The sequence below is a fragment of the Leucobacter weissii genome (assembly GCF_017565745.1).
GTDB classification, from domain to species: Bacteria; Actinomycetota; Actinomycetes; order Actinomycetales; family Microbacteriaceae; genus Leucobacter; species Leucobacter weissii.
In genome coordinates this window covers 145,829-168,488 of record NZ_JAGDYM010000004.1, presented here as the reverse complement: position 1 = coordinate 168,488, position 22,660 = coordinate 145,829, and the positions used below count along the sequence as shown (strand labels likewise).

The window sequence follows — 22,660 nt, the reverse complement described above, 5'->3', positions numbered from 1 at the left end:
AAGCCGCCGCGATACCACAAGGTGAGCGCCGAAGAAAGCGCGGATCAGCCCCGCGAGAATAGCTGCTACCTTGAAATCGGCATCCCAGGGTCTCATCGCTGATGAGACGGGTTCTGCTGATGACGGGGGCGCGTATGGCAGTGGTGGAGCGGTTGGCCGCAATGCGTGAGGAGCGCAGCATCGTCCGGGCCCTGTCGCAGGCGCAGGAGCTGATCGCCGAGGCCGATCGCACCGCCGACCGAGCATCGGTGGACGCGCTGATCGCCGCGATCGCGGGCCGCGACCAGGTCATGGCGATCGCTGCGGTGCACGCGGCGGCACGGATCGACTCCCCCGTTGCCGAGGACGCGCTGCATGCGGCGCTCGAGGACCCGCGCACCTTCATCCGGGAGCACGCGGCCTGGGCCTCCGGAGAGCAGCCCTTCCGTGAAGCGTCGCTCGCCGCGCTGATCGAGCTGCTGACCATCGGCGGCCTCGGCGGGATGCTGGCGCAGCGCACGCTGCAGCTCTGGGGGGCCGCGGCGGCGGCGTCAACGGCGATCGCCGCCCGGCTGCGGTCGACTCTGGTGCAGCATGAGGACGCCCTCGCCCGCCGCCTCCTGATCGAGACACTCGGCCTGCTGCATCACGCGGGATCGGCCGATCCCCTGCTCCGGATCGCCCGCGATGCGGAAGAGCAGGCACCCGTGCGGCACGCCGCCGTCGCCGCGCTCGGCAGCCGGCCGGCCGCCGCACGGATCACGGCGGCACTCGAGGAGCTCCGTGCCCGCGGCGATGACCTCTCCGACACCGCCGCGCTCGCCCTGGAGGACCTGGCCGATCAGCCCGGCGCGACCACGGCCGACGCCCCGCGCGGCGCCGGATCTCTGCGGATCGCGCAGCTGTTTCTCGGCGCAGACATCGATCCCGAGCTGCGCCGCGTCGGCAGCGGCAACAACGGCGGCATCGCCACCCTGCTCGTGCGCCTGGGCAACGCTCTCGTCGACGGCCCGGCATCGGGCGCTGGGTCGGACGCTGAGACTCCGCCGTTGCCCGGGGTCGCCCGGGTGCTCACGCTGTCGCGGGGTCTCGGCACAGCAACCACCGCCCCGTCGCCCACCGGCGACCACACCGATTCCGACGCCGACGCCGATGCCAGATCCGATCGCACCGATGCCGGAGCCCGTCACGCCGCAGGGGCGGCCCACCGGCACGTCTATGCGGGCGTGCCGCTGCCGCTGCCCGTGAGGCGAACCGAGGACTCCTGGTCCAATCTGGTGGCTGCGCGGCGAGGCATCGCACGGGAGCTCGGGCGTCACGGCCCGATCGATGTGGTCCATCTGCGAATGGCCGACGTCGGATCCTTCGCCGCCTGGCAGGTGGCCCAGGATCTGCGGATCCCCGTCGTCTTCACCGCCGCGCCCGATCCTCACGTGCTGATCGAGTCGTTGCAGCACTCGGGCAAGCTGACGCGGGAGAACTTCGGGGTGTGGGATGAGGCGGAACGCTTCTGGTTCCGCAGCTGGCTGGTGCGGGAGCTCGCCGACTCCGCACAGCACACGGTGCTGATGCCGCGCGAACACCTGCGAGACGACTTCCGGCGCCTGGTCGGCATCGACATCGGCGCGGATCCGACGCGCTTCAGCGCGGTCGCCGAGGGGATCGACGTGACCGTGGCCGACGCTGCCGTCGCAGAGGCCCGGCTCGGCGAGGCGGGCGACGCCGGCGCCGAGCCCTCGGCGGCGCTCCGCGCGCTGCGCGAGGTGCTGGCCCCGCTGCCGGTGAGCCGACGCGGGCTGCCGCTGCTGATCACCGTGGGACGGCTGCACCCTGCGAAGGGGATGGCCTCGCTGGTCGAGGCGTGGGCCGGATCGACGATCCGAGAGCGCTGCAACCTCCTCATCGTGGGCGGCGACCTGCGACGGCCGTCCGCCGACGAGGCCGAGCAGCTGCGTCGGATCGACCGACTGATCGACCCCGCGCAGCGCGCCCGGGAGGGTCTGCTGCTGGCCGGGCATCAGCCCAACTCGGTCGCGGTCCGCTGGCTCGCGGCTGCCCAATCCGGGCTGGCCGACTGGGTCAGACCCCGCGGCGTCTACGCCTGCGCGAGTTTGAAAGAGGAGTTCGGACTGGCGATCCTGGAGGCCATGGCGACCGGCCTGCTGGTCGTGGCACCGGAGCGCGGCGGCCCGGCGACCTACCTCGATCACGGCGACACCGGATTCCTGACGGACACCTCGAACGTGGAGACGCTGCGCGCGACGCTCGCCACGGCGTTGGATGCCGCCGAGCAGCCCGGGCCAGAGGCGCGCATGGCGCGGGCCCGCAGCGTGGTCGCCGAGCGGTTCTCGATCCGCAGCATGGCCGAGCATCTGACGCGCATCTATGCCTCGGTGGCCCGCACGCACGCCGCGTCGCGAGCCGGAACGGCAGAGGAGGCCGCGGCGTGACCCTGCTGATCATCAGCCCCGATTACGCGTCTCACCTCTATCCCCTGGCGTCGATGGGGCGGGCCTGGCAGGATCGCGGCCACCGGGTCGTGGTCGCCACCGGCGCCGCGACCGCCGAGATCGTCAGGTCGTTCGGCTTCGCTCACGCACCGCTGCAGCTGAGCCAGGGATCGAATCCCGGCACGATCCGGGCCGAGGATCAGCCGAAGGGCGAGGACGAGGTGCTGCGGGGCTTCTTCGAGGCGACCCGCGACGGCATGATCCCGACACTCGCCTATCAGGCGCGCGCGCGGCTGCACGACCTGATGTGGCAGCCGGTGAGCTCGGCCCGGGCCGTGCGGTCGATCATCGACGAGGTCGCGCCGGACGAGATCATCATCGACCACCTGGCGTACAGCGCCCGGCTCGCCGTGGAAGCCGCGCAGATCCCCTACATCGACGTCGTGCTGGGGCATCCGACGGCGCTGCCGCTGCCCGCGGCCGGCGAGGTCTACGGCTTTCCGCCCGCCTGGCCCGAGGCGTTCGCGCCCGCCGCCGCCGAACTGCACGAGCTGCGCGAGCTCTGCGACGAGGTGAGCGAGCGGTTCACGCGCGAGTGGAATGCGGTGCTGGCCGAGCTGGCACCCGAGCGGCCTCCCGCGGCGAACGCCTTCGCCGCTCACGGCGACTTCCTCGTCTTCAACTACCCGGAGTCGCTGGTCTCGCCGCAGCGCCGGGAGCTCCTGCCCCCGCACACCTTCGTCGGCTCCCTGCTGCGGCCCGAGCGGCACGACGACGAGGTGGCGGCCTGGCTCGAGCAGAGCGACGAGCCCTTCGTCTACGTCAGCTTCGGCAGCTTCCTCTCCGTGCGCGGCGACGTGCTCGCCCGAGTCGCCGCGGCCCTGCGCGAGCGCGGGCTGCGGGCGGCGATCGCCCACGGATCCTCGTCGCCCGAGGAGCTGGGCCCGCTGCCCGAGAACTGGCTGGTGCGCGGCTTCCTCCCCCAGTTGACGCTGCTGGAACGCGCAGCGGCGGCGGTGACGCACGGCGGCAACAACAGTGTGACCGAGGCCCTCGCCTGCGGAGTGCCGCTGGTGGTCCTGCCGTTCTCCACCGATCAGTTCGCCGGCGCCGAGGCGCTGGAGCGCACGGGGCTCGGGATCGCGCTGGCGCCCAACGAGGCGAGCCCGGCCGACCTCGCGCAGGCGATCGGATCCGCGCTCGAACGGGGCCGGGCCGAGCCGTCGCATCCGGCGGAGCCGGGGCCGGAGATCGCGTACCGCAGTCGTCGACTCGATCGCCGATTGCGCTGAGCGATCCGATCGACGCGCAGCGAAAGGACGGACACCATGGCGGAAACCATTTTGATCCTCGGAGAATCGAGCAGCAGTCTCGTGGTGGAGGCGGAGGCGGATGACAAGGTTCCGTGGGCGTACAACCTGACGTTCCGGGTGCGGGCGTGGCCGTTCGAGGGGACGCTCTGCGGGATGATGTCGGACACCTATCTGGAGGAGTTGCGGGACGAACTGCGCACGGATCCGCTCCCCGCACAGCTGCACCTGGGCAGGGATCGCTCGATCGAGCTGATCCTCGATGTCGACGAACCCTACGGCGGCGAACGCACGGACTACGGATTCACGGCGAAACTGTCGTGGACGGGGGACGACCCGTTCCCGTCGATCACCTGGATGCTGGGCAGCACCCCGCCCGACTTCGCCGAGCAGGCGGCCGACGCGATCGACCGCCTGCTCGCCGCCGAGGGCTGACGCCGGGCGCAACGGGGGTCAGCCTCGCGAATGGGACCCGATTGCGCGAGAGTACCCGGTTTCGACCGCGCAACGGGGGCACTCTCGCGAAACAACGTCCCACTCGCGGAACGCCGGGCGGCCCCGGCGCTCGCGGAAGGCCGGGCGGCGCTCACGCCCCGCAGAGGCGCAGCCCGGCCGCGACGCCGCGGTGGTCGCTGCCCTCGACCGCGAAGCTGCGCCACTCCGCGGGCGCTCCCCCGCGCACCAGCACGTGGTCGATCGCCGTGAACGCGGGGATCGGCCGATCCGATTCGGGCCAGGTGGGCCACGGGATCGGCCCCGCCGCGGCCGAGGCGTTGACGAAACCGCCGGCCAGCTCCCGGAACGCGGGATGCGCGTACGACGCGTTGAAATCCCCCGCCACGATCAGCGTCTCGTCCGGGGCGGCCTCCAGCCAGCGATCCAGCATCCCGAGTCCGTCGCGCCAGAGCCGCGCACCCGGGATCGGCGGATGCGGGTGCACGGCGACGAGCCGCACATCGCCGAAGCCCGGCACCGCGGCCACGGCCGTCGGCTGGTCGAAGGCGCTGCCCGGCGCCCGATCCTCGTCGCGCAGCGGATGCGCCGAGAGGATCACGCTGCCGCTCGCGCCACCAGTCGACACCTCGCCGCTGCGCTCGGGGAGTGCCTCGGCGAGCCCCTCGTCGACGAGCAGCGCGCGGATCAGCGGCTCCGTCGCCTCCACGAGGATCACGGCATCGGGATCCTCGTCCCGGATCTGCGCGGCGAGCCGGCCGGGATCCGCCTCCCCGAACTGGGCGTTGAACGACACCACCCGAAACGCGGCGGCCTCGGCACCGCATGCGACGCCGTCCGCCTGGGCGAAGGCGCCCGTCGGCGTGAGGGTCGGCAGCACCCCGGCCACCGCCGCCGCCGCGAGCACCGCCGCGGCGCCCCACGCCCGCAGCACCAGCATGACGAGCGCGCAGGCGAGGACGACGATCGAGGCGACCGGCACGAGCGCCTGCAGCGACTGGATCACGCCGACGACGACCAGGTCCAGGTGCGGCAGCACCGCGAACGGGATGCCGACCAGCAGCGAGACGATCAGCAGGATCCTGCGCCGCACCGCGCGCTCCGTCCCGATCTGCAGGTCGGCGAGCACCCGGGTGAGCACCGGCCGGCACCGGGCGACGAGCCGAGCGGAGGATCCTGAGGGGTCACGGTGACTCGTTTCTGCGAAGAGTGTGCGGCGATGGGTTCCACCATCATGCTAATCGCCCGGCTCTGCTCGGGTCCGCACTGACCGTGCCTCGTGCCTTGACCGTTGATCCGGCAGTAGTGGGGTGTTCTCGGGCCGGAAAGACGTCACGAGTGCCGGATCGAATCCCGGGCCGAAGCGAGCGCCGCGCTACGCTGATGCGATGGCGATCCTCATCGACCCGCCCGGCTGGCCCACCGGCGGCACCCTCTGGAGCCACCTCGTCTCGGACCGCGACTACGACGAGCTGCACGTCTTCGCCGGGCGCCTGCCGCTGCCCCGGCGCAGCTTCGATCTCGACCACTACGACGTGCCGGCGCGACTGTACGAGCGCGCCGTCGCGCTCGGCGCCCGCCCGGTGGGGCCGAAGGACATCGTGCACCGCCTGCGCGACGCCGGTCTGCGCGTGCGGCAGAAGGAGCGCGACGCGGTGCGGCCGGTGCGGCGCCGGCAGTATCTGCGCGCCGAGTGGACGGGCCTCGGCGCACTGATCGGCGTCGGTGGCGCAGCGCACCGCGACCGCCACCGGCGGCGGCAGGCCGACGACTGGCAGCGCCTCGGCGACGATCTGCTCGCGCGCTGGAACGAGCCGCACCGCCGCTACCACGACGAGCGGCACCTTGAGGACGTGCTGCTCGCACTCGACCACCTCGCGATCCGCGGCGAGCGCCTCTCCCCCGCGACGCTGCTCGCGGCCTGGTTCCACGACGCCGTGTACGCGGGCCGCGGCGGCACCGGGCCGGAGGGCCGCTCGGCAACCGACTCCGCCGGGCCGCAGGCCCGCCTGGCGGCTGACACCGACGAGGTCGAATCGGCGCGGATCGCGACCGGCGCGCTCAGCGCTTTCGACCTCGAACCGGGCACGATCAGGCTGGTGGGCTCGCTGATCGTCGAGACGACGCCGGCCCGGTCGATCGCGGATCCCGACCCGGCGCTCGCCCACCTGCTCGACGCGGATCTCGCGATCTTCGCGTCGCCCGCGCCCCGCTACGACCAGTACGCGAGGGCGGTGCGCGCAGAGTACGCGCACGTCCCGGCCGCGGATTTCGCCGCCGGGCGCGCGGGCATCCTCCGCGGCTACCTGGAGCGGCCGATGATCTACCGCAGCGACGCGGCGCAGCGGCTCTGGGAGGAACGCGCCCGCGCGAACGTCGAGCGCGAGGTCGCGGAGCTGCTCAGCTCCGGCGGCGATCCTCTGCGGTGAGCAGCGCCGCCCGCATCCCCGCGGCGAACGCCGCGCCGGCGTCGCCCAGCCGATCGCTCCAGAGCACGCAGCACGTCAGCGTCCCCGCGTAGGACACGACGGCGACGCCCGTCCGCACGTTCCCGCCGAGCACGGGAAGCGCCCAGACCGCCTCCACGGGTGCGCCGCAGAGCGTCCGCGTCCGCGCCGGGCCGCGGACGTTGGTCGTCAGCAGGGCGGTCATCCTCTGGCGCGCGACGAACCAGCGCATCACCAGGCCGCCCAGCCGCGTGCCGGCGAACCACGGCAGGCCCTGGGCCCGCGTGCGGGCGACCGCCTCGCGCGAGATCCCCGCCACGGCGGGCAGGAGTTCGTCCAACGGCGCCTCGCGCAGCGGGATCCGCACGACGACCGCCGACACCTGATTCGCGACCGACGCGTTCGCCGGCAGCACGACGGGCACCGACACCGGCAGCGCTTCCGGCACGTCCTCGCCCGCCGCGAGGAACGCGCTCCGGGCACCCGCCCCGGCTGCGGCGAGCACGAGGTCGTTGACGGTGGCGCCCCGGGATCGAGCGCGCTCGGCGACGGCCGCCAGGTCGACCGAGAACACCCGGATCCCACGCCCGAGGCCGAGGCGCCCGAGCAGGACGGTGCGCGGCATCCGTTCCCCGAGGGCGCGGAGCAGACCGGACCAGTAGCCGGCCGGCGTGGATCCCGTGCGGCGCGGCCGCTGCGGAGGATCCTCCCCCGGAGGCACCGGGTCGAACAGCCCGTCGAGGATCCGTGCGACGTTCGTGCCGTCGGCGAGGGTGTGGTGAATGCGGAACACCCAGCCGACCGGGCCCTCCGACCGCAGGCCGGGCACGAGGAGCAGCTCCCACAGGGGACCATCCGCCCGCAGACGCGTCGTCGCGAGCCGCGCGCAGAGGCGCTCGAAGCCGGCGCGCCCGTCGACGGGCTCCGCGAGGCGCACGTGCTCGGCGAGGTCCACGGCGCCGGGCTCGAAGCGGTGCCGCCCCCACGACCCCCGCACCGTCGCGCTGAGGCGCGGCACGGCGGCGACGCGCGCCGCCAGTCCCGCGCGGAGTCCGTCGAGGTCGATGCCGTCCCGGCCGGTCGCTCCGTGGCCGACGAAGCCGCCACGGCCCAGGGCTCCCGCAACCGTCACCACGTAGACGCTGTCGCCGCGGTCGAGCAGCAGGTTGACCTCGTCGGCGCCGCTGAGACGCTCGCCGGCGCGCGTTGCATTCACTGCGAGCGCCGTGAGTCGCTCGCCTCGGAACGTCCCGTGTCCGCGGCCTCGCGCTCGGCCCGTTCCGCCTCCTGGGCGGCCCGCAGCTCGCGCGTGGCGGCGTGGACGAGATCCTCCGCACGCCGCCGCCGATGCTGGGCGAGGGTGCTGGCGCCGTAGCGCTCGCGCACCCGATCGTGGGATTCCGCGGTCGCCACGATGGTGTAACTGCTCGCCAGCAGGATCACCTGGGCCGAGAGGTTGAACCACAGCAGCAGGGCGATGAGCGCGGCGAAGGACGCGAGCAGCGGATTCGAGGCCGCTCCGCGCACGAACAGCCCCGAGAGCTCCTGGAGCACCGTCAGCCCGACGCCGCCGAGTGCCGCGCCGCCCCAGAGCGCTCGGGCGGGGGCCGAGACCCCGGAGAGCAGCCGGAACACCATCGCGAGGGCGATCGTGTCGACCGCGAACACGATGAGCACCCCGACGATCCGGGTGAGCACCTCCAGCACTCCGCCGGACAGCGACGCGCCGGTCCACGAGGCGACGGTGCCGAGGCCCTGGGAGCCGAGCACGCTGAGCACCGCCGCGACCGCGAGGAGTCCGCCGAAGCCGATGGCGACCAGCAGATTGCGCAGCAGCACCCAGAGGAAGAAGCCGTCGTCGTGGAGTTCGTCGGCGAGGACCCGGATGGCGATGCGGAGGCTGGCGATCGCGCTGATGGCGGCGCCGAGCAGGCCGATCAGCGAGATGGCGCCGACGACGGTGAAGCTCGCGGGGGCGTCGATGCGGCTCGGGTCGACGATCTCCGTGAGGCCGGGGATGACCCGGTCGAGCGTCTCGGTGAGGGTGCGCATGGCCTCAGGGTTGCCGCCGAGCCAGAGGGCCGCGAGCGAGAAGCCGAGCAGCAGCGCCGCGAAGACGCTGAAGAGGGCGCGGTAGGTGATGCTGTCGGCCAGTCCGGGCCCGCGATGCTCCGAGTAGAGCAGGTAGGCGCGCACCAGCCGCCGTCGCAGCGCGAAGGCCACGACCGAGCGCACGAGACCGGCGATCCCGCCCGGCTGTCCCGGTTCGCCTGTGCCCGCGTTCCCCGGCTCCCGCGCCCGGCCAGGATCCTCATCCGCGCCGAACTCGGTCTCGCCCGCTTCTGCACCGCTCATGATCTCACCCTATCCAGGATCAGGCGTCTCGCATCGGGCTTGCCGATCCGGTGGTGGAGGCGCTAGAGGAACGACGTGCCGCTCTCAGAGCCGACGGCGCAGGAACTCCTTCTGCCGGTCGTTGAGCTCGCGTTCGGCGAGCGCGAGCAGCAGCTGCGATCGCTCGGGCGCCAACGGCGGCAACTCGGCGGCCAAGGCACCCCCTCCGAGCTCCGACACGATCGATCGCATCTCGGCCGCGAGGCCCTCGAGCTCGCCGTCCGGCGTGGTCTCGTCGACCGCCTCGAAGCGCCGCTGGATCGAGGCCAGAGCGGCGCGCGACTCCGGCTCGAGCAGCGCGTCGGCGAACGCCTCCACCGTCGGCTGGTCGCGGTAGAGGTGGGCGAACAGCACCGCGACGGGGAGGTCCGAGGCGCTGAAGCTGAGCGCTGCGGCGACCCGCGAGAGCCCCAGATGACCACCGGCTCGAGCCTGCGCCAGTCGCGTGCGCTGTTCGGTCAGCGCGGCGATCCGCGTCTCCAGGGCGCGATCGATCTCGTCGAGCACCTCGTCGCTCGATCCGCTCGATTCGGCGGCCAGCGCCCCGGCGTGCGCCAGGGACAGGCCCGACCCGGTGAGCTGGGCGATTCTCAGCAGAGTCACCAGGTGATCCGCGTTGTAGTCCCGATACCCGTTGGAGCGCCGCGGCGGTTCGGGGAGCGCCCCGACCTGATGGTAATAGCGGATCGTCCGAACCGTCACACCGGCCAGCTCGGCGAGTTCTGCGATGCGCATCAGGATCCCTCCCGCCCGAGTCGTCGGATTCGCGGACTGAGCAGCGCCGCCGCGGCCGCTGCGACCCACAGTACCGTGACGCCGACCATCGCCAGCCGTAGACTGCCCAGCTCGATCAGCAGCGCCGCGCCGCCGATGCCCGCCGCGGGCACCAGCGTCAGCAGGGCGTTCTGCGCGCCCAGCACCCTGCCTCGCTCGGAGTCGTCGACGTTCTCGACGAAGGTCAATCCGACCACGGCGTTCATGCAGCCGCCGCCGAGGCCCACGATCGCGGCGCCGGCGAAGACCGTCCACAGCGGACCCAGCACGGCGATGACGACGAACCCCGACGCGACGACGATGACGCCGACGAAGAACCAGGTGCGGCGCGGGATCCTGCCGCCCAGCGCGGCGAAGAGCCCGCCGCCGAGCAGGAGCCCCGCGGCGAGCGAGCTGAGAACGAAGCCGACGAACCCGGCCTCTCCCCGGAACGCGAAGTGGACGGGGATCACCATGCCCTGCGTCGCGGCGAGCACGAGCGCCAGGGCCAGCCCCAGGAGCACCATCAGTCTCAGCAGCGGCGAGCGGAAGATGATCACCAGGCCGTGGAACACGGACCCGGACGATCCTGAGCTGCGTTCCCTCGCCGGCTCATCGGGGAGCGCCGAGGCACGCGGCGGCACGCCGAGCGTGAGCACCGCGGCCAGCGCCGCCGTTCCCGAGGTGATCCACAGCACCGTCACCGGCTCCAGTGCGGCCACGAGGATCCCGGCGACGGCGGGGCCGGCCAGCAGGGATACGCCGGCCAGCGATTCTCTGAGCCCGATCAGCCTCGACGGGTCCATGCCCGCCGATCTGGCGACGGCCGGCAGCATCGCCTCGCGGGCGGTGATCCCGGGCACGTCTCCGAAGGAGTTCAGCACGGCAACGGCGATGAACCAGCCGAGATTCAAGCCGACGGTGAGGTCGACGATCGGCAGGATGAGCAGCGCGACGGCCGAGATGACATCCGAGAGGATCGCCACCGTGCGGCGATTGATCCGGTCCATCAGCGAGCCCATCAGCAGCCCGGCCACGGCGGAGGGGACCGCTGCGGCGATGGCCACCGCCGAGGCTCCGAGCGGGCTGCCGGTGGTGAACAGCACCAGCAGCGGCAGAGCGATCGCGGTGATCGAGTTGCCCAGCAGCGAGGTTCCGAATGAGGCGAGGTAGAAGAGTGCGATGCGTGCCATACGGCCAGTAAAAACGCTGACGTCGCGTCAGAGTCAAGCCGGTATCGGCGCATGGGCTCGCAGGAATGCCCGGCTGCCAGCCCTTGCGCAACACTCAGCTCGATACTAAATTAGGAAATGAAATCGTTTCGTATTTACTGAGGCCGGGAGGCGGTTGTGGGTCCGAGCGAAAGGACGAGCCCCGGGTCACGCGGTCGACCGCTCGATACCGGGCTGACCCCCGCGATCATGGAGGCGGTGCTCTCCCTGCTCGCCGATGAGGGATACGCCCGCCTGACCACTGCCGCGGTTGCCAGGCGTGCCCGGGTTTCGACCGCGACGCTGTACCGGCGATGGCCGTCGAAACGCGATCTTCTGCTCGCTGCGGCGGAGCAGATCGCCGAGTCGGAGACGGCGGACATCGACACCGGGGCGACCGAAGAGGATCTGCGGGAACTGTTCGCGCACAAGCGACGCGTGCTCTCGGGCCGGATCGGAGCGACCCTGCTCGCCCTGCTCGGAGAGTCCGCGCACGATCCCGAACTGGCGTCGATCGTGCGCACGAGCATCTTCGATCCGACGCGTGAGCATCTGGCCGCGATCCTCGAACGTGCGCGGGCGCGGGGCGAGCGCGTCGAGGCGGACGCCGCCTCCGCCGCGCATATCGTGGTCGGTTCGGTGCTCACCCGAGTGGCCTTCGCAGGATCCGACCGTGACGGCGAGATCCTCACCGAGGGCGATGTGGCGCTGCTCGTGCGGGCCGTCGCCGGCTCCGCGGCCCGGCAGCGCGACGGAGCAGATCGGTGAGCAGAGCCGCGAGCGGCGCGGAGCGCACCATCGTGATGACCGGGGCGAGTCGAGGTATCGGTCGCGTCGCGGCCAGGCGCATACTCACCGAGCAGCCTCGATCCCACCTCGTCCTGTTGAGCCGTACCGCCCCGCACGAGCTCCTGGAGGAGTTCGCGGCAATCGACGGCACCGTCTCGACGATCCATACCGAACTGTCCTCATTGCAGAGCGTGGCCGACGCGACGGATGAAGTGGTCGCCCGTGCACGCTCCGGCGACCTGCCTCCGATTCACACGCTGGTGTGCAACGCCGGGGTGCAGCACACGAATGCGCTCACTGAGACGATCGACGGCTTCGAATCGACGTTCGCGGTGAACGTTCTCGCCAATCATGTGCTGGTGCGAAGACTCCAGGATCATCTGCACGCGCACGCGAGTCTGGTGATCACCGTCAGCGATACCCACTTCGGAGATCTTCGGCACAACCTCGGCATGGTGCCCGGCCCGAGGTGGCAGCCCGTCGGAACGCTCGCGCGCGTCGGCGCATTTCCCAAACCCGCGGGCACGACGGCGGGGCGCATCGCGTACTCGACCAGCAAACTCGCGGCGATCTACCTCGTCCACGAGTATGCGCGCCGCCTCCCGGCGACGTGGAGGATCGCCGGTTACAACCCCGGATTCGTGCCGGGCACCGCTCTGGCCCGTGACGCCGATGCCTGCTCCCGATTCGCGATGCGCCGGGTCATGCCGCTGCTGACGGTGACACCGTTGGCCGCGTCGGTGGGCGATGCCGGGCGATTCCTCGCTGACGCGGCACTCGGGGCGCTGGAAGCGCCGAGGGGCGGATACATCGACCGCAGCAGGATCGCGCCCTCCTCGACGGCGTCATACGATCCTCAGCGCGAACGTGAGACCTGGGAAGCCGTTGAAGCGCTCACCGCAGACTTCCTCCCGAAGACCGCGAAAGGAGATATCGATGCGCACCATCGTCATCACGGGGGCGAGTGACGGGATCGGCGCGGCGGCCGCGCGGCAACTCGCCGACACCGGCGCTCGGCTGATCCTCGTCGGACGCTCCCCCGAGAAGACGCGAGCGGTGGCCGAAGCCACCGACTCGGAGCACCACCTGGCCGATTTCACGAGACTCGATGACGTACGGCGCCTCGCAGCGGCACTCGACGAGAGTTGCGACCGGATCGACGTGCTGGCCAACAACGCGGGCGGCATGTTCTCGGGGCCGACGGCGACCGGGGACGGCTTCGAGCAGACGTTCCAGGTCAACCACCTCGCGCCGTATCTGCTCACGAATCTGCTGCTCGACAAGCTGCTCGACAGCCGGGCGGCGGTCGTGAACACCGCCAGCATCGGAGCTCGGCTGTTCGGCGACATCGATCTCGACGACCTCAACAACTGGCGGGGCTTCACCCCCACCAAGGCCTACGGCGACGCGAAGCTGGCGAACATCCTGTTCACCAGGGGTCTGCACGATCGCTTCCACGCGCGCGGACTCTCGTCGGTCGCGCTGCACCCGGGCAATGTGGCCACCAACTTCGCATCCGACACCGACAGCTGCTTCCGGCGGATCTATCACGGCGCGCTGAAACGCTTCCTCATCTCGCCCGAACGGGGCGGCCGACGGCTCCGGTACTTCATCGACGGCGAACCGGGAGATGCGTGGCGATCGGGGGACTACTACGTGGCGCCGCGACGGATCGGGCGCACCAACCGGCAGGCCTACGATCCTCACATCGTGCGCGAGCACTGGCAGCGCAGCGCCGACCTGCTCGGCGTCCACTGGTGACGCCGAGCCTCGAGCGCGCGCCGGGATCGCGGCGGCGGAGCTGAGGGGTTCGCGAACACCTCCGCCCGTGAGAGAATGAGAACAGCGAACAACCGAAGCGCCTCTCGGGCGGGGGAGATCATCCTATGGCCGTTCCCGCCTCCAAGGACGAACTCCTCTCGGCGATACGGACGAGTTTCGACCGGCTCGACCAGGACCTGGATCGCGTACCGCCGCAGATGGCGCGCGATACGGTGCTTCCGGGGCACGCGAAGGACACGCTGATGAGCCCAGCCGATCTGGTGGCCTACCTCATCGGCTGGAATGAGCAGGTGCTCATCTGGCACGAGCGCCGCAGGAACGGTCTCGAGGACGAGTTCCCGGCTGAAGGCGTCACGTGGAACGAACTCGGGAAGCTCGCTCGACGCTATTACGCCGACCGAGCCGATGCCTCCTGGGAAGACCTCCGCCGTCGACTGGTCGACGTGAAGGAGCGCATCGTCGCCCTGATAGAAGGCTCCAGCGACGAGGAACTGTACGGTGCGGCATGGTACGGGAAGTGGACGCTGGGGAGGATGATCTCTTTCAACACCTCATCGCCGTACGCGAACGCACGGAAGAGGATTCGGGCCTGGCTTCGAGGCTGACGATACCGGGCGCCGCCCAGACCCGATACCGTCACCGCACGAGCCGTTCCCGGGGTGCGCAGCCCGGTTCACGACGCCCCTCGCGGAGGCGGTTTCGCGTGACGATCGGATGGCTGGGATACCAGGACTCGAACCTAGAATGACGGTACCAGAAACCGTAGTGTTGCCAATTACACCATATCCCAAAGATGGCCCCGTTCCCGGCGAACCGGTCGGAGTACCAAGCGACGAGTCTACCCTATGTCGACGGGCACCCCAAAACGAGGGACATGCCGGGAGCGGCTCATCACCGGGTTGCGAGACCCGGCACTCCCGTGAGCATCGGATCGCGCGTCAGCGGCACGAGCGGCGCGTCGAGGAACTGCGGCTAGGACCACTCCGCGGGCAGGAGCTGCCGCACGCCTCCGCTGTGCAGCAGGAACTGCGCCCGGATCCGCAGCTCACGGCGCTCCCCCTCCGCCACGACCTCCCGAGCCCAGCTCAGGTCCGTGCCGCTCGGCTTCGGCGGCCCCGGCCGCTCCCAGACGAACACGAGCGAGCTCGCGCCCACCGCCTCGCGGACCCTATCGACCCGCTCGACGAGCACGCACGAGAACGGCACGATGCCCAGATCGGCGGTGCGGCACAGGTGCTGGGGCACCGGCGGATGATCGCCCATCGGCATGACCGGGTCGAGGATCCGGTGCTCCCGGCTCAGGTAGAGGGTCCAGATCTGACGCCGATCGGCCTGGCCGAGCAGCAGCGCGAGTTGCTCGCGCAGCTCGGCATCGTGTGCCAGGGTTCGCGCTCGGTCCTGGGCGGGGTGCGGTGAGTTCATTCACCCAGAATGGCCGGAACGCGCCTCGGGGCTGCCCCGGAAGCATCGATCTGTGGACAAGTCGAAGGCGTCGGCGAGGAGGGCCGAACGGTGAGGGGCGGGATCGCCGCGCCCGGTCCCCGCCCCTCGGTACGCCCGCGACCGCGATCAGCGGGCGGTGTACCCCGCGTCGGCATGGATCGTGGTGCCGGTGAGGTACGACGACTGATCGCTCGCGAGCCACAGGCTCGCCTGCGCGATCTCGCGCCCCTGCCCGAAGCGGTTCAGCAGGCTCAGCTGGGGCGCGAATGCCTCCGGGTCGATCCCGGTCTCCTCGAGCGCCTCGCGCAGCATGGGCGTGTCGATCGCGCCGGGCGCGACCGAGTTGACCCGGATGTTCTGCGCCCCGTATTCGAGCGCCGCCACCTTGGTCATGCCGACGACGCCGTGCTTCGCCGCGACGTAGGCGATGTTGTTGGGCTGCGGGCGGAATCCGCTGACGGAGGAGATGTTGATGATGGATCCCCCGCCGCCCTGAGCGAGCAGCTGCCGGATCTCGTACTTCAGGCACAGCGCGGTGCCCTTGAGGTCCACCGCGAGCAGCCGGTCCCAGTAGGCCTCGTCGAACTCGGCGACGGGTGCGTTGTCGGGCTTCAGCGCGGCATTGTTCACGGCCACGTCGAGTCGCCCGTAGGTCTCGACCGCGGCGGCGACGAGCGCCTGCACCTGCTCGCCGTCCGACACGTCGACATGCACGAAGCGCGCTTCGCCGCCGGCCTCGCGGATCTCCTGCGCGACCTTCTCGCCGAGCTCGTCGTTGAAGTCCGCCACGACCACCTTCGCGCCGGCCTCGGCGAACAGCTTCGCCGTCTCATAGCCCATGCCCATCGCGGCACCGGTGACGATCGCCACCTTGTCTGCCAGAACCGGGAATGTCATCGTTTCCTTCTTTCCTCGTAGGGATGGATCCGCGCCCCGGCGCCGGGATGTGGCCTCGGGCCGCACCGCAATTGTTTCACATGCGAGAAATAGACGCGAGCGCCCGTCGGCGCGCACGGATACGATGCCTGGATGGATCCTCGCTTCACGCGCACGGCCGACTCCCTCCGGGAGACGGCGCTGCGGCTCGCCGCCGAACGACCGGTCGAGCAGATCGGCGTGAGCGAGCTCGCAGACGCGGCGGGCGTCACGCGCCGCACGTTCTACAATCACTACCGAGACCCGGCCGCACTCGTCACCGCACTGCTGGGCTCGGAACTCGAGACCGTGGCGAACGCCTTCGAGAGACGACTGGAGCAGGGCCGGGATCTCCGGGAGAGCTGGCTGCAGGGCGACCACGAGCTCGCCGCCCATCTGCTCCGGCGCGCGGAGATCTACGGCGCGGGGATCCGCACCCCCTCGGATCACATGTCCCCCGCCCTGGAGCGCCTGCTGAGCGATCACTTCGAGCGCGGCGTGACACTCGTCCTGAGACGCTCGGGCAGGCATCGCGGAGAGGCTCCCCTGGTGGCGCGCTTCATCGGCCACGGCATCGTGGGTGCGCTCGAGGCCTGGCTGCTCGAACCCGGGCGCGACCCCGACCGGCTCGCGGCCGCGCTCTTCCTCAGCGTCCCCGAGTGGGTGACGCTCGGCGCATGAGCAACGGCCCGGCACCAGGAGGCGCCGGGCCGGCGTATTCACGGGTCCCGGAGGATCGCGCCTCGGCGCCGCCGACGTCACGGGTCGACGGCGCCGGACGGCGACTACTGCTCGATCGCGGGGGCCGTTCCCGAACCGCTCTTCAGCGCCGCGAGGCGCAGCTCGACCTCGGTCAGCTCGCCGAGATCCTCGAGTTCGTTGAACTGGGCGTCGAGCGACGAGGCTGCGAGCTCCTCCTTGCCCTGCGCCAGCGCCTCCTGGCGGCGGATCTTGTCCTCGAAGCGTCCGAGGTCGCTGGTCGGATCGAGCACGTCGATCGACTTCACCGCGTCCGCCACGCGGTTCTGCGCCTCCGCGGTCTTCGCGCGGGCCACCAGCTCGGCGCGCTTCGCCTTCAACTGGTCGAGCTTCGTCTTCATGCCGTTCAGGCCGGACTTCAGCTTCTCGACGACCTCGTTCTGCGAGGCGATGGTCGGCTCGGCCTGCTTGGCCTCGTTCTCGGCGGAGATCTGCCGCTGCAGCGCGACCTTGGCGAGGTTGTCGAACTTGTCGGCCTCCGCGGCGTTGCCCGCCGCGCGGTACTCCTCGGCCTTGTTGCTCGCTGCGAGCGCCTTGGCGCCCCACTCGCCGGCCGCCCGCACGTCCTCGGCATGGTCGCGTTCGAGCAGTCGCAGGTTGCCGACGGTCTCGGCGATGGCCGCCTCGGCGTCGACGATGCTGTTCGTGTAGTCGCGCACGAGCTGATCGATCATCTTCTCGGGATCCTCGGCGGAGTCGAGCAGCGAGTTGATGTTCGCCCGGACGAGGCTCGAGATGCGCCCGAAGATTGATTGCTTGGACATGGGGGTTCCTTTCAGGAGGTGGGTGAGAACGAGCAGGTCACAGATGGGGCCCGGCGCACCGCGGGGCGGGAGCATCTCATGAGCAGAGACGGCATCAGAATCGGCCTCCGCCGCGACGGCTGCGAGTGCCGGATCCGCCGAAGCTGCCCGCGGAGAAGCCGCCGGAGCGACGCCCGCCGCCACCGCCACCGAATCCGCCGCGGGAGGATCGCGAACCGCGCGAGCCACCGCCGCCGCCCATCCCGCCGAGCAGGATCCCTCCGAGCACCGCGGCGAGGACGTCTCCCCCGCCCGACGACCCGGAGCCGCCCGCCGCACCGCGGGGGTACCCGCCCTGGGGCGGAGAGAAGCCGTTCACGTCGTTCTCCGCCGCCTGCAGCGCGGCCGCCGCGAGCTGCACCGCCCGCTGCACCTCGCCCTGCGCCGTCGTCACGTCCTGCTGCGCGCGCGCCGCCTCCGCCCGCGCCAGCGCCTGCTGCGCCTCGGCGATCCTGGTGCGCGCGGTGGCGCCGATCGCGCCGCGCCGCGAGGCGATGTAGTTGTCGGTCTGCAGGATCCGATCCCGCGCCTGGGCGAGCTGGGCGTCGAGCAGTTGCTGAGCCCGGGCCAGCCCGCTCGCCTGCTCGACCACGCCGTCGATGTGCGCGTTGGCGTCCTCCAGGGCTCGCTCGGCGCGCTCCGGGTGGCGCCGATCGCCCTCCAGATCGCCTCGGGCCTCGCCGATCCGCCGCTCGGTGGCCTGGACGGCCGCCGCCACAGCCCCCTGCGGATCCGGCAGCCCCCGAGCGGTGGCGATGTCGTTCCGCAGTTCGGCGATCAGGGCGTTGGCCCGCTCGCCGGCCGCCTGCAGCTCGGCCTCGTGGGCGGTGAGCGCCTGCGCCAGCGCCTCCGCCTGGGCGAGCGACTGCTCGGCGGCCCGGATGCTCACCGCCGCCGCAGCGGAGGCGCCCGCGTCGACGGACTGGCGCGCCCGCGCGATCTCCTGGTCGGTGAAGGCGAGCCGCGCGGCGACGAGGGCCGGGGTCTCTGCCACCGTCGCCAGCGCCTCCTCCGCGTACCCGGCTCGCAGCGAGTGCAGCTTCTGGGCGAGCGCCTCGGCACCCCCCGCGCGCGCTCGCGCGGACTCGAGCGCGGCGAGCGCCGCGGGCGCGTTCTGCTCCAGCTTGCGCAGCTCGTCGAAGGCCGCGGCCTTCTCGTCGAGCCGAGCCTCGGCCTGAGCGCACAGCTCGGCGATCTGCAGATTCCACTCCCGCCGCTGCTCCTCGGTGTCGGGGATCTCGTCGTCGAGCTGCTGCTTGAGCGCGAAGGCCTGCTCCAGGCCGGCCCCGGCCGCGGCGATGGTCTCGGCGAACTCCGTCACCGACTCGTCGCCGAACTGCGCCCGGGCGAACTCCAGCTCCTCGGCGCTGGTCTTGAGCGCGTCGTCCGCGCGTACGAGGGCCACGCCCGCGTCGCGTTCGAGCTCGGCGAGGCTCTGCTCCCGCAAGCGGCGCTCGGCTCCCCGCTTGCGCCGCTTCACGATCACGACGATGAGCACGATCACGGCCGCGATCCCGAGCGCGATCAGCAGGAACACGCCGATGCCCGTCATCGCGTCCGCCGCGAAGGAGCCCTCGCCGGACTCCGAGCCGCCGCCGGACTCGCCCTCCTCGATCAGGGCCGCGGCGGTCTCGATGGCGCCGATCCAGTCCTCGCCGCGCAGCTCGGGACGGATCTCCTCCTCGATCTGCCCGAGGAAGTCGTCGGAGAGGTCGCCGCCGTCGAGCCCGGAGATGTAGTACTGGCGCCCCTCGGTGGAGACGCCGAGCAGATACTGCGAGGCGCCCAGGCCGTTCAGGTCGGCCGTGTCATTCGTCCAGTCGTTGCTGTCCGAGGGGTCGGTGAACTCGTCGACGAAGACGACGAACAGGTCGACCCCGGTCTCGCGGTAGGTCTCGTCGAGGCGCTCGTCGGCGCGCTCGAGCTCGGCCTCGGTGAGCACCCCGGCGAAGTCGGTCACCGCTCCGGAGTCGAGCGGCACGGGCGGCGTCGCGGACGCGGCGCCGACCCCGAGGAGGCCTCCCCCGAACACACCGGCGGCGAGCCCGATGGCCAGGGCGATCCTCCCCACAGCGCCCCTCGCGCGCGCTCCTGCGCTCATCCTCCGCCCGCCTTCCGCTCCGCTCATCGCGCCGACGCCCTCGCGCGCTCGCGCTTCCGCTTGCCGCGCGGCTCGGGCGCGGCGGATTCCGAGGCCTCCTCCGGCGCGACCCGGCCCGGCACCTGCTGGCTCGCCAGCTGCGGCGGCACCGGCGCGGTCGGATCCGCCCCCGAGCCGTCGAGCGCGTCGATGTAGCGCAGCACGATCCCCTCCCGCAGCGCCCAGGGCGAGACCGTCAGCGTCTCGACGCCGAACACCTTCATCGCCGTGCGGAGCACGATCGCCCCGGCGAGGATCTGATAGCCGCGCTCGGGCGTGATGCCCGGCAGGTATTCGCGGACGGTGCCCGGCATCTCGCGCAGCGTCGGCTCCCACTCCCGCAGGCCCGTGTAGTGCAGGGGGGCGAGTTCGCCGGTCACCGGATCCGAGGGGCCGCCGACGAGCCGCCCCAGGGAGCGGATGGTCTTCGACGTGCCGACCACCCGCGTGGGCCGCGGCCGATCCGAGAAGAACGCGTCGCGGGCCTCGGTGAAGGCCTCCCGCGCGTGCGCGCGCAGCGCAGAGACGGCGCCCCGCGGCGGCGGATCCTCCCGCAGGAAGCGCATCGTCGTGCGCCCCGCGCCGAGCGGCAGCGACAGCGACACGTCGGGGTACTCGTCGGCGCCCTGCGCGATCTCGAAGGAGCCGCCGCCGATGTCGAAGAGCAGGATCTCGCCGGCCGACCATCCGAGCCAGCGCCGCACGGCGAGCATCGTGATCCTCGCCTCGTCCTCGCCCGAGAGCACCTGCAGCTCGGTGCCGGTCTCGCGCGCGATGCGGGCCAGCACGGCCTCGCCGTTGGCGGCCTCGCGGATGGCCGAGGTGGCGGTGGCGATCAGATCGTCCACGCCGATCTCGGCGACGGTGCTCAGCGCCTCCCGGATGGCTTCGACGATGCGCCGCTGCCCCTCCTCGACGATCGCGCCGTCGTCGTCGAGGTAGCGCATGAGCCGCAGCACCGAGCGCTGCGAGTGATAGGGCACCGGGCTCGCCCCGGGGTGCGCGTCGACCACCAGCAGGTGGACGGTGTTGGACCCGACGTCGATCACTCCGAGGCGCATGCCTCAGATTCTACGGTGCTCCCCTGCGAGCGCGGCGACCGTTCAGCGACCGCCGCGACCGGACGCGGCAGTAGGCTGAGGGGATGAGCGACGGCGAGATGAGAGACACCGAGCGGACCGACGGCGCCCCGCACTCGGACGGCCTCGCCTTCGCCGTGGATCGCGAGAGCGCCGTTCCGCCCTCCGCCCAGCTGCGCGACGCGGTGCTCGCCGGGGTGGGCGACGGAACGCTGACCCCGGGGCAGCGCCTGCCCACCGTCCGCGGGCTCGCAGCTCGGCTCGGCATCGCGGCCAACACCGTCGCCGGAGCCTACCGTGCTCTGGAGCGGGCCGGGGTGATCGAGGGACGGGGACGGGCCGGCACGTTCGTGAGTCTGGGAGACGATCCCGTGGCGGCGGAGGCGCGGCGGATCGCCCTGGAGACCGCGGCGGCGCTGGCCGAGCTCGGCGTCGATCGCGACGAGGCGATCCGGCTGCTCACCGAGGCCGTGGCGGCCCGCCCGGGGCGCGGCTGAGGTTCAGTCCGGCGGATCGCCCTCGATCGCCTCGCGCTCCGTCTTGGCCCAGCGCTGCAATCCCATCAGCTGCCGCAGCAGCGCGCGGTAGACGACCGGATAGATCAGCCACGAGTAGAAGACGTAGAGGTGCGCGAGCAGCACATCGGCGATCAGCTTCAGCGGCGTGAAGCGGCGACGGGCGAAGACGACCGACCAGACGACGGGGAACACGGCGAAGAGGTACAGCACGAGCAGGAAGAGCACGCTCGGCTGCACCCGGGTGGTCTGCGTCGCGACGAACACCACCGTGAGCAGCACGGTCAGCCCCATCCAGGCCTGCACGAGCGGGTTCAGCAGGTACCAGAACTGATCCCAGCGCCCCGCGATCCCGACGGAGGGGTTCCTCAGCATCCGCCAGCTCAGATCGAGCATCTGCCAGCCGCCCTGCGACCACCGGGTGCGCTGCCGGTAGAGCGCGCGCAACGAGTTGAGCCCCTGCTGATGCACGGTCACCGTGGTCGACTGGGCGCCGCGCCAGCCGCGCTCGATCATCCTGAGGCCGATGTCCTGATCCTCGGTGAGCCGGCCCTCGCGCCAGGGACCCCGCTGCCCTCGCCGGTTCTCGACCGCGACCTCGTCGAGCGCGGCGAGGCGGTTGAACTGCCCGTTGCCGCCCATGTTCGCGGTGCCCCAGCTCATGCGTCCCATCTGGAAGAGGTGGCCGAAGACCCCGAACTCGATGTCCTGCGCCCAGGTGAGGAAGGAGCGGCGGTTGTAGATCCGGACGAGCGCCTGCACCCCGCCCACCCGTGGATCGTCGAAGAGCCGCGAGACGCGGGCCGCACGCGCGTCGAGACGGCCGTCGGCGTCGACGATCGTCACGATCACCCGCCGCGGATCCCAGCCGCCGTAGACCCCCGCGCCGAGCACCTCCCGGTGCAGGTAGCGCCAGGCGTCGTTGAGCGCCTCCGACTTCCCCTGCCTGGCCTCGGGGGCCGTCCGCGTGAGCACCGTCAGCTCCGGCACGTCGAGCGACGCGAGGATCTGCCCCGTCCGATCGTCGGAGCCGTCGTTCACGACGAGGATCCGCTTGTGCGTCGCCCGCACCTCGCTCAGGCGCCCCACCGAGTCGGCGATCGTCACCTCCTCGTTGAGCGCCGGCACCATGAACACCCAAAGATAGTCCGCCTCGCTCTCGGCCGGGTCGCCGTACCGCCTGCGGGCGCGGGCGGTACGCGCGAGCTGCAGCTGCGCCGAGACCGTCAGGGCGAGCAGCGAGACCGTCGAGACCAGGATGATGACGAGCGCGACCCAGAACAGCGGAACCGCCCACCACGGCAGTCCGCCGTAGAGGTCGAACAGGAAGTCCCCCGTCTCGCGCCACCACTGCGCGAACCCGCCGCTCGTGCCGAGCGCCCCGGGACGACCGGCGAATCCGATCAGTCCGATCAGTCCGATCAGCAGGGCGGGCATG

General features: G+C 71.6%; 21 protein-coding genes and 1 tRNA gene. 10 read left to right on the top strand and 12 right to left on the bottom strand.

Annotation, left to right across the window (positions count from 1 at the left end; translation table 11 throughout):
- Positions 1-134 precede the first annotated feature (134 nt).
- From J4H92_RS02955 to J4H92_RS02945, 3 genes are read left to right on the top strand one after another with little or no spacing between them, the layout of a single operon-like run.
- Positions 135-2,429, top strand: coding sequence for a glycosyltransferase family 4 protein (locus J4H92_RS02955; RefSeq protein ID WP_208095747.1), 2,295 nt, complete (start codon positions 135-137; stop codon positions 2,427-2,429).
- On the top strand, positions 2,426-3,721 hold the full coding sequence (locus J4H92_RS02950; RefSeq protein WP_208095744.1) for a nucleotide disphospho-sugar-binding domain-containing protein: 1,296 nt from the start codon (positions 2,426-2,428) through the stop codon (positions 3,719-3,721). Before J4H92_RS02955 ends, J4H92_RS02950 begins: the two co-directional genes overlap by 4 nt.
- Before the next feature lie 36 nt (positions 3,722-3,757).
- Entirely contained in the window at positions 3,758-4,174 is a 417-nt protein-coding gene (locus J4H92_RS02945; RefSeq protein WP_208095741.1) for a hypothetical protein, read from the top strand.
- Between the two features lie 151 nt (positions 4,175-4,325).
- On the opposite strand, the gene J4H92_RS02940 is transcribed toward J4H92_RS02945, so the two are convergent.
- The gene (locus J4H92_RS02940; protein ID WP_208095740.1) at positions 4,326-5,333 is read right to left on the bottom strand and encodes an endonuclease/exonuclease/phosphatase family protein; all 1,008 of its coding nucleotides are present in this window, start codon (positions 5,331-5,333) and stop codon (positions 4,326-4,328) included.
- 247 nt (positions 5,334-5,580) lie between these two features.
- Here J4H92_RS02940 and J4H92_RS02935 point away from each other — a divergent pair, with 247 nt between their 5' ends.
- Positions 5,581-6,621 carry a DUF4031 domain-containing protein gene (locus tag J4H92_RS02935; RefSeq protein ID WP_208095737.1) on the top strand — a complete coding sequence of 347 codons (1,041 nt, stop codon included), beginning with the start codon at positions 5,581-5,583 and terminating at the stop codon, positions 6,619-6,621.
- Here J4H92_RS02935 and J4H92_RS02930 read toward each other — a convergent pair.
- The 4 genes from J4H92_RS02930 to J4H92_RS02915 form a co-directional block, all read right to left on the bottom strand.
- Positions 6,593-7,855, bottom strand: coding sequence for a wax ester/triacylglycerol synthase domain-containing protein (locus J4H92_RS02930; protein ID WP_208095736.1), 1,263 nt, complete (start codon positions 7,853-7,855; stop codon positions 6,593-6,595). The genes J4H92_RS02935 and J4H92_RS02930 overlap by 29 nt on opposite strands.
- The gene (locus tag J4H92_RS02925) at positions 7,852-8,994 is read right to left on the bottom strand and encodes a YihY/virulence factor BrkB family protein (RefSeq protein ID WP_208095733.1); all 1,143 of its coding nucleotides are present in this window, start codon (positions 8,992-8,994) and stop codon (positions 7,852-7,854) included. The genes J4H92_RS02930 and J4H92_RS02925 overlap by 4 nt, the downstream gene beginning before the upstream one ends.
- Before the next feature lie 84 nt (positions 8,995-9,078).
- Positions 9,079-9,768, bottom strand: coding sequence for a MerR family transcriptional regulator (locus J4H92_RS02920; RefSeq protein ID WP_208095730.1), 690 nt, complete (start codon positions 9,766-9,768; stop codon positions 9,079-9,081).
- Positions 9,768-10,979, bottom strand: a complete 1,212-nt coding sequence (locus tag J4H92_RS02915) for an MFS transporter (RefSeq protein WP_208095727.1) — start codon at positions 10,977-10,979, stop codon at positions 9,768-9,770. Before J4H92_RS02915 ends, J4H92_RS02920 begins: the two co-directional genes overlap by 1 nt.
- A gap of 156 nt (positions 10,980-11,135) precedes the next feature.
- On the opposite strand from J4H92_RS02915, the gene J4H92_RS02910 reads away from it, so the two are divergent.
- The 4 genes from J4H92_RS02910 (at position 11,136) to J4H92_RS02895 (ending at position 14,173) form a co-directional block, all read left to right on the top strand.
- Entirely contained in the window at positions 11,136-11,765 is a 630-nt protein-coding gene (locus tag J4H92_RS02910) for a TetR/AcrR family transcriptional regulator C-terminal ligand-binding domain-containing protein (protein WP_208095725.1), read from the top strand.
- Entirely contained in the window at positions 11,762-12,754 is a 993-nt protein-coding gene (locus J4H92_RS02905; protein ID WP_341782977.1) for an SDR family NAD(P)-dependent oxidoreductase, read from the top strand. The genes J4H92_RS02910 and J4H92_RS02905 overlap by 4 nt, the downstream gene beginning before the upstream one ends.
- Positions 12,723-13,547, top strand: a complete 825-nt coding sequence (locus J4H92_RS02900) for an SDR family NAD(P)-dependent oxidoreductase (protein WP_208095722.1) — start codon at positions 12,723-12,725, stop codon at positions 13,545-13,547. Before J4H92_RS02905 ends, J4H92_RS02900 begins: the two co-directional genes overlap by 32 nt.
- 125 nt (positions 13,548-13,672) lie before the next feature.
- Positions 13,673-14,173 carry a ClbS/DfsB family four-helix bundle protein gene (locus J4H92_RS02895; protein ID WP_208095719.1) on the top strand — a complete coding sequence of 167 codons (501 nt, stop codon included), beginning with the start codon at positions 13,673-13,675 and terminating at the stop codon, positions 14,171-14,173.
- A 110-nt stretch (positions 14,174-14,283) separates the two neighbouring features.
- Here J4H92_RS02895 and J4H92_RS02890 read toward each other — a convergent pair.
- From J4H92_RS02890 to J4H92_RS02880, 3 genes are all read right to left on the bottom strand, one after another.
- Positions 14,284-14,358: transfer RNA gene (locus J4H92_RS02890), tRNA-Gln, on the bottom strand.
- A gap of 182 nt (positions 14,359-14,540) precedes the next feature.
- On the bottom strand, positions 14,541-14,990 hold the full coding sequence (locus tag J4H92_RS02885) for a hypothetical protein (protein WP_208095716.1): 450 nt from the start codon (positions 14,988-14,990) through the stop codon (positions 14,541-14,543).
- Positions 14,991-15,137: 147 nt separating this feature from the next.
- The gene (locus tag J4H92_RS02880) at positions 15,138-15,908 is read right to left on the bottom strand and encodes an SDR family NAD(P)-dependent oxidoreductase (protein WP_208095713.1); all 771 of its coding nucleotides are present in this window, start codon (positions 15,906-15,908) and stop codon (positions 15,138-15,140) included.
- 132 nt (positions 15,909-16,040) lie between these two features.
- Between J4H92_RS02880 and J4H92_RS02875 the strand changes: the two genes are divergently transcribed.
- Positions 16,041-16,607, top strand: a complete 567-nt coding sequence (locus tag J4H92_RS02875; protein WP_208095710.1) for a TetR/AcrR family transcriptional regulator — start codon at positions 16,041-16,043, stop codon at positions 16,605-16,607.
- A gap of 104 nt (positions 16,608-16,711) precedes the next feature.
- On the opposite strand, the gene J4H92_RS02870 is transcribed toward J4H92_RS02875, so the two are convergent.
- The 3 genes from J4H92_RS02870 to J4H92_RS02860 all read right to left on the bottom strand — a co-directional run bounded on the left by J4H92_RS02870 (position 16,712) and on the right by J4H92_RS02860 (position 20,689).
- Entirely contained in the window at positions 16,712-17,449 is a 738-nt protein-coding gene (locus J4H92_RS02870; RefSeq protein WP_208095707.1) for a PspA/IM30 family protein, read from the bottom strand.
- A gap of 94 nt (positions 17,450-17,543) precedes the next feature.
- The gene (locus J4H92_RS15605) at positions 17,544-19,589 is read right to left on the bottom strand and encodes a TPM domain-containing protein (RefSeq protein WP_208095703.1); all 2,046 of its coding nucleotides are present in this window, start codon (positions 19,587-19,589) and stop codon (positions 17,544-17,546) included.
- A gap of 23 nt (positions 19,590-19,612) precedes the next feature.
- On the bottom strand, positions 19,613-20,689 hold the full coding sequence (locus J4H92_RS02860) for a Ppx/GppA phosphatase family protein (protein ID WP_208095700.1): 1,077 nt from the start codon (positions 20,687-20,689) through the stop codon (positions 19,613-19,615).
- A gap of 83 nt (positions 20,690-20,772) precedes the next feature.
- Between J4H92_RS02860 and J4H92_RS02855 the strand changes: the two genes are divergently transcribed.
- Positions 20,773-21,204, top strand: a complete 432-nt coding sequence (locus J4H92_RS02855; protein WP_243751923.1) for a GntR family transcriptional regulator — start codon at positions 20,773-20,775, stop codon at positions 21,202-21,204.
- Positions 21,205-21,207: 3 nt separating this feature from the next.
- On the opposite strand, the gene J4H92_RS02850 is transcribed toward J4H92_RS02855, so the two are convergent.
- A complete protein-coding gene (locus J4H92_RS02850; RefSeq protein ID WP_208095698.1) occupies positions 21,208-22,659 on the bottom strand; it encodes a glycosyltransferase in 1,452 nt (483 codons plus the stop codon).
- Between the last annotated feature and the right edge of the window lies 1 nt (position 22,660).